Here is a 6,917-nt window from a genome sequence, read left to right as displayed (position 1 = left end):
GCCGCGCTGCGCGTGCGGCCTGGGGGCCGTTCTCGCGCGGCGCGCCGCGCGGGGCATCGCCGTAGCACCACCCCGCCGTACCCACCTAACTCTCCGACTCAGCGCCGCACCGCCGCGCAAGACCGGCCATGTCGGGTACCCCGTGTTACTGGATGGCGCTAGGGTGACGCCGTGATCAATAAGCCACCCGGATTACCGTTCGTGGTCGTCTTCTCAGCCGCGGCAGCCGTCCTCTTGATATGGGCCAGCCACCCCTCCTGGTTGGGGCTCGAGACGTTCATATACGGGATCCCCGTTGGCTTTCTCCTATTCGTATACTGGGCGATCCGAACCACCTGGGCCGATTACAAGGGAACCGCGCCGGACGGCACGCTCAATCGCTCGCTCATGCCGTGGTACATCGCCGGCGTCGTCTTGCTCGCTCTCATTACCGAGGCGCCGTCTTGGGTTCGCTTCACGATCTCCGAACCGAGCATAGAAGCCTTCGTCAAAGCCGTGAACGAAAACCCCAGCCATAAAGAACCGTGTCAATGGGTCGGCCTGTACTACGTGTGCGACGGAACGCGACACCAGGATGCCGACACAGGAGAAGAGATCCCCGGCAGTGTGGAATTCGCCGTCCGAGACCTGTTCCTGCACGATGACAAGGGCTTCCTCTGGCTGACCTCCGGCGAACCCAGCGAGGGTGTCGACGGCGGCAACCGCTACAGCTACCTGAAGGGCCATTGGTACAGCTACAGATGGGAGCCGGACTGGTAAGCAGTTAACCTCGCCGACAAGCCCGGCCTAGCAGCTCAGCACCTCTGCCGGATGGAGATTCCGCCTAGTCCCGTGGCTCGCAGATCAAGGGATGTTCTTCAGACGTCGCGCTGAAGGCCCAGCTACCGAACCGAGCTCCAGAGGCCCAACCCACCAGCCACTCCGTCATGGTCTCCTGGACTGGCAAATCCTCGTCGTGATGACGAGCGACGATCATAATTGGCCATTCCTCAGGCTTACCCACTGTCATCCAGCCCATGGCGTCACCATCGATGGTGCTGCCCCATTGGAAGAAGCCGCCTGGTTCCGGCCACATCGCGAGCCGGAAGTCTTCGGGCGAGTCCTCCCGGAGATCTCGGTAGTAGTCCATCCACTCCGGAATATGAGAGAACTGCTCATCAGTGAGTGTCCGAAAGTCGAAAACGCCGAGCCATCGGGCGAACTCGCAGTCTCCGTATCGCTCGATGAAGGCGAGGTAGTCGGGCGGAAGGCGAAGATCGAGAGCTCGGAAGACCTCATCCCAGCTACGGATGCCAAAGACGGGTGAGGCAGGCGGGGGAACAAGGGAACTGAGGCGATCGAGCGCTGCTGGGTCATAAGCCACGGCACCGACTGTAACGACATGCACTGCTCAAAACCATGCCTCCGGCGGGGGCGCTCCGGCTCCGGGATGATCTCCGCGCGGCGTGGCAGGCCTGTGAGTGGCGGAGGCGGAAGCCGGATCATCCCGCCCGCCATCGACCCGGGACAAGCCGAGCAGACCAGGCAGGGCAGGTGCGCGCAGTGCGGCGACAAGACCGTAGGTCACGGGCTGGTTGCCCTGCCATTGGCGACGGCTAATAGGGGTGGTTCTGGCACGACTCCCCAGTAAAAGGTGGAATCTGCCAACAGTTGCTGGGTCAGTGTTATCCCGGTGAGGCGCTCGGAGAGCAGGAAGGCCGGCCCTTCGTAGAGATAGGGTAACCCGGGATAGAGCCTGTCGATCTCCGCCATGGTGTCTACGAGTTCATCCGGCGTCTCCATCATGTATCCCTCTTGCGCCCAGAAGCCGAATCTGATCTTGCCGTCCTCGAACCAGTAGAAGTAGTCCAAGCCCTTGATACTGAGCGCGAACTGGGAGACAAGACGGGTGCCCTTGGACAGAGCAGGGAGCACGTCTTCTTCGCGGGTGCCAAGCGAGCCAGATTCGACGATGAACGACCATTCGCCGATGGAGGCGATGCCGATCGGGTCGCCGGGGAATGGGAACTTGTCGGGGTTACCGGGGAATGGGCCGGGCGTGAAGTCCTCCCATCGGCCGCCGAGGCGAGTGATTACCTGCTCGGGCGCGTCGCGGACGTAGATGAAGCTGTAGCCATACTCGGTGTACTCTCCGCAGAGCCAGGAGACGTCAAGGGGATGCGTAGTCATGGCGCCATGCTGCCAGCCACCACCGACAGTCGCAGACGCCCAGTAGTTCAAGGCTGCAGTTGCCCGGTTGGGACCCCCAGGCATTCGCCGGGCACCGCCTGCGCAGGCCGCCATTGCAGGAGCTTCTGATGATCGTCGTGCCATTGACCCCGGTGACGAGGGGTCAACCACGGTCACTCAGGACCGGCTCGCTGCCCAGCCCAGCGCGCCAGTGGACTGTGATCGATGCAGTTCCCAAGCTGACGCCTCGTCACGTACCTACCTCTTCCAGACTTCCGTCAGCTTATGTAGCCGACCGTCCGGAATCTGCGAGGCACCTCACTCCGGACAACGCCTATCTCGACCATCCTGAGTGGATCAACGTCCTGAACTCGGCTGGCGCCGCCCACCCGGCCTTGTCCTCCGACAAGCACGGCTTGTGACGAAACTCCGCGCAACGCCCTTGCACATAGGAGCGTCGGGCGCGTGGGGTGCGCGCGTCGCGCGAACAAGACCAGGTCGCGGGAGAACGGTGGCGCCTCGTGGCGCACCTCCACCTTGTTCCATTTCGAGGCGCCAGGCGGTTCATCACGTACGTCCTCGGCGGACGGGGGTGAGGTGCGAAAACCGCCGCTATTCGTTCTTCCTCCGCAAAGCCTGGCCTGAAAGCTTCACCAAAGCCGGAAGTGTTACGGCTGGTCGCCATTGGAGAGCTACGCTCCCCCTTTGCCGGGCTCCTATACGAAGGCCGGTGGACCGCGCTAGTAGCGATCAGCGAACGGAGGCATCGTGGCGCAGCCGCCCTACCACGCCGGGCCCGGTGCGTGGCAGCCGCAGGGCCAACCGCGCCATGCCAGAAGCGGGCCGCAGGGCATATACGGGAATGCGCGGCAGCCGCAACCGCCCTACCCGTTTGGTCCGCCGTACGCACCTGGAGGGCCACCGCCCCCGCGGCGACGCAGGAATTCGGGGTGTACGGCGGCGTTGTTGGGCGTCTCAGGGCTGCTGATAGCCGCCTTGGTGATCGCCGTCGGCTTCGTGGCGGTGTCCAAGCTGCGAGGCGATGTCCGTCCGATCGCGCGGGGAGACCGCACCACGTCGCCGACACCCGGGCGGGACATCGCCGAGGGCGGCGCCAAGCTGAAGACGGTCGAGCGTGACGGCTACGACGAGCTGAAAGGGGAGGAGGCAGAGGGGATCGCCGATCCCGGGCCGCTGGTGGCGAAACCCGGCCGCTCGCCGCGCCGGTACGCCGGCTCACCGGTCATCTCGGCCTGCACTCTGCTGACGTTCGCCGATCTGAACAAGCTCGGGCTGCTTCTGCACCCCAATCCTCTGATCGGATCGTACCGGCGCTCCTACTTCGACGGGCAGGGCAATGGTCCGATCGAGAAGGGCGGGCTGTTCGTCCCGACTGACGCGCCGAACAGCTGCAAGTACGTGCTGTGGCCGAAGTCCCCGGTGGAGATCGCGGTGTTTCAGGAGGGCTACACCAGTTCCCGCGCCATGGACTACTCCTTCGATCGCTACAGCACGAGGCCGGCGATCGGCGACGTGACGGTGCGGGAGCGCAAGCGCAGCTCAAGCCGAGTGAACGAGACCATCGACTACCTGCACTACGTTCTACGGCTGAAGAACACGGTCGTGCAAGTGGAGTTGTCGTTACAGCGCGGACCCCAGCAGGAGAAGCTCAGGCGGGCGCTGCTGAAGACGATCGCCGGCAACCTGGTGGAGCGCTCGGCGGATCCGGCGGGCATCCCTTCGATCGCCTATGACAGCCCTCTGATCACCGCGAAGCCGGCGCCCGCGTGCGCCGTCATCGAGGCCAAGGACTTCCAGACGCTGTTCCACCGGCCGGCCGCGCCGTTCGTCGGGGAGGAGTTCGGCAGCGCGGCCGGCAGGACGAACTTCAGCATCGGCACGGGCATCCCCGACCAGAACGAGTACGCCTACGTCTACACACGGTGCGAGCGGAGCACGGGGGACAACTACCTCACCGACCGATACAAACTGCAGGTAGAGGTCATCAGCTACATGGCCGATGCCGCGCCCGCGCACTCTATCGACTTCACCAGGCCGCTCGACGGCGGCCAGCCGCTGACCCGTCCTGCGGGCGAGGAGTCGTACTGCGTGACCCGGCCCTATGCCCGATCGGCCGGCGCGCTGGTGTTCCGGAAGGGGCGATTTCTGGTGACACTGTGGATGACTCAGCCCGATGATGTTCAGCGCATTGATCCGCGCGAGCGCTGCGGGCGCATCGCCTCCGTGGCTCAGCGGGTGGCCGGGAGACTGTAAGGCCCCTGCCCTGGAAGGTACGCCGACCGCATGCGGCGGCTCGTCGCAACCGCCGAGGCGGACGTTTCCGAGTTCGACGGCTGACTCGCCTGTTGCTGAACGGCGAACGCCAAGCCTGCCAGCCGTACGGGCGCGCTCGATCCGACGTGCGACTTTACGCACGCAGTAGGCCGAGCGGCGGCATGAGCGTGTGCGTCAGCCGTGCCCCAGCATGGTGAGATGGCGGTTGTGGCGATCAGCGAAGTCGACGGCTGGCCGGTGGGTGAGCGGACGGTCGCGTCGGTGGCGCGCGAGTTCTGATCGTGGGCCCTTGGCCGTGCCCGTTTGCGTGTCCGTCAGGTTGGTGCAAAGCGGGGACTCACGGCCACTCGGCTGGCATCTGCCCAGGTCAGCAATTCTCCTGCGCAGAGGCCATGGTCTTGAAAGAGTTCCCAAGCTGACAGCGCGGGTTCGATTCCCGTCACCCGCTCCACTGGCAAGGCCTTCGCCAGGGGGCCGCTTCGCGCCGATCAAGCTCAGACCGTGTCTATTGTGGCTTCGACTTGGCCGGGTCTGGGACGACGCCCCACCTGAACGTGGAGCCCTTCAGCAGTCGCTCCGTCGTCCTGATTCCGGTCAGGTGCTCGACGAGCAGGAAAGCCGGCCCTTTGTAGAGATAGGAAAACCGCGGGTAGAGCCGGTCGATGTCCGCCATCGTGTCCACGAGTTCGTCCGGGGTCTTTATCAGATATCCCTCATCGTCTCCCCGGCAGAATCTGATCTCGCCGTCCTCGCACCAGTGGAAGTAGTCGATGCACTTGATGGCGAGTGCGGATTGGGAAACGAGGCGGATGCCCCTGGAGAGCTCAGTGATCACGCCTTCGCAGGTGCCGAGCCAGTCAGGGTCCAAGACGAACGTCCAATCGCCGATGGAGGTGACGCCGAGAGGCTCCCATGGGCCTGGGAAGTCATCCGGGTCGTCGGGGAAGGCGCCAGGCGTGAAGTCCTCCCATCGACCGCCGAGGCGCGCGACCACCTGTTCAGGCGTGGCACGCACGTAGATGAAACTGTAGGACTCCCAGGAGTATTCGCCGCAGAGCCAAGAGACATCGATGGGCCGCAAAGACATGTCGCCATGCTGCCGGCCGGCACCGACAGGCACAGAACCCGTCGGCAGGGGATGACAGGGCTGCGCGATGCGCAGCTCGCCGACGGCCGGAGCAGTGCTGCTACCTTCGCGCGAAGGGTTGACCCTTCCCGCAGCATGCACGGAATGGATCTTGAGGCTTCGTCCCAGGTCGGGACCCATGATTTGGAAGAGTGGTTCGTGCGGGGATGCAGTGACTCGGCGTGGAGTCCGCTGGCCCGAAGGTGTGCGAGCTGCCGACCGTGCCGGGTGATCTAAACTGAGTGCTCCCTCCTACGACCACCTGGCGGTCTCTTGCTTCCGTCACCGACGATTCCCCCTCGTTGGGGAGCGCCCCTGCTGACTCTGGCGGCTCTGGCGGCCCCCGCCTCGCGCACCATCTCGCGCTATCTCCCCGAAGGGACGATCTACAGAACGGCGTTCATCCGCTGTCCCTTTGCTCTGTCCGTAGACGCTCCCGTATACGCTGGGCCACCTGGCTACGAGGATGTCGGCTGGCTGATGGAGATCAACTGGCACGCCGCGGCCGCCGAGTCGTACGGCTGGCCCACCCTGATGATGGCGCTGGGACTAAGCGTAACTCTCGCCCTTCGGAGCAGGTGGGGAACGCTCGCCGGATGGCTGACGGCGACCCTGTTCGTGGTGGTCGCCATTGTGTTCACCATCCCCTACGCCTTCGAGATTGTCTCGGATAGCTGCGTATACACATTCCGTTTCGTCGGATGGGACGTTGTGGAGCGCGGGCCGTTCCTGCATTACTTGGCCGGCGCAGTGCTGGTCCTGTTCTTGACGCAGGTTCGGCGCGAGGGTGTGCACCTTAACGCCCTGTTGGGGAGGGAGCGTGACCGTAGCCCTGGCCTCCAGGACTTCCGATGAACGGCATGGCGACTGGCTCTGAACGGTCCTGGACGTCGATCAGGGACCCACGGACCAGAAGGGCGCGTGCCCGTTCGGACAGCGATCAGCGGGGAGTCACGGGATTCGGTGGCACTCGACTCACGTACGCCCAGGTCGGTGTTTCCGGCTCAGAACGCATGATCTTGAAGACTTTCCAAGCTGACAGCGCGGGTTCGACTCCCGTCACCGCGTGCTCGTTCGTTCCCGATCAGGTGCTTGTCGATCGCTTGCGTGATCACCTGGATCCGCCCCGCGCACCGCATGCTGATAGATCATCGCGGCGCGCACGTTGTCATGGCCCATCCGAACCATCAGGTCCTTGAGGCCCCGCACCGGACTCCGCCGCGATCGTGTTCCCCGTGTGGTGAAGGTCGTGCAGATGGAGCCCCCGGCACCCCGATGGCACGTACGGCATGCGTCCAACCGCTCACTTGTTGAACCACTCCGCCGC

General features: G+C 64.4%; 6 protein-coding genes. 3 read left to right on the top strand and 3 right to left on the bottom strand.

What is annotated here, in order from left to right; genetic code table 11:
• The first annotated feature begins 171 nt into the window (after nt 1-171).
• Nucleotides 172-759 (top strand): hypothetical protein, encoded by a 588-nt coding sequence (locus ACWDX9_RS08940; protein WP_449950838.1) that lies wholly within the window; start codon nt 172-174, stop codon nt 757-759.
• Nucleotides 760-823: 64 nt separating this feature from the next.
• On the opposite strand, the gene ACWDX9_RS08935 is transcribed toward ACWDX9_RS08940, so the two are convergent.
• Both ACWDX9_RS08935 and ACWDX9_RS08930 read right to left on the bottom strand, forming a co-directional pair.
• A complete protein-coding gene (locus ACWDX9_RS08935) occupies nt 824-1,363 on the bottom strand; it encodes an SMI1/KNR4 family protein (protein WP_449950835.1) in 540 nt (179 codons plus the stop codon).
• 200 nt (nt 1,364-1,563) lie between these two features.
• Nucleotides 1,564-2,169, bottom strand: a complete 606-nt coding sequence (locus tag ACWDX9_RS08930) for a DUF6461 domain-containing protein (RefSeq protein ID WP_449950832.1) — start codon at nt 2,167-2,169, stop codon at nt 1,564-1,566.
• Between the two features lie 999 nt (nt 2,170-3,168).
• Here ACWDX9_RS08930 and ACWDX9_RS08925 point away from each other — a divergent pair.
• Nucleotides 3,169-4,443 (top strand): hypothetical protein, encoded by a 1,275-nt coding sequence (locus ACWDX9_RS08925; protein ID WP_449950829.1) that lies wholly within the window; start codon nt 3,169-3,171, stop codon nt 4,441-4,443.
• Between the two features lie 526 nt (nt 4,444-4,969).
• On the opposite strand, the gene ACWDX9_RS08920 is transcribed toward ACWDX9_RS08925, so the two are convergent.
• Nucleotides 4,970-5,731 (bottom strand): DUF6461 domain-containing protein, encoded by a 762-nt coding sequence (locus ACWDX9_RS08920; protein WP_449950826.1) that lies wholly within the window; start codon nt 5,729-5,731, stop codon nt 4,970-4,972.
• Nucleotides 5,732-6,070: 339 nt separating this feature from the next.
• Here ACWDX9_RS08920 and ACWDX9_RS08915 point away from each other — a divergent pair, with 339 nt between their 5' ends.
• Entirely contained in the window at nt 6,071-6,445 is a 375-nt protein-coding gene (locus tag ACWDX9_RS08915) for a hypothetical protein (protein ID WP_449950823.1), read from the top strand.
• Nucleotides 6,446-6,917: the final 472 nt, after the last annotated feature.

Source organism: Nonomuraea sp. NPDC003201 (assembly GCF_053590415.1).
This window is presented reverse-complemented; position numbering and strand designations above follow the sequence as displayed.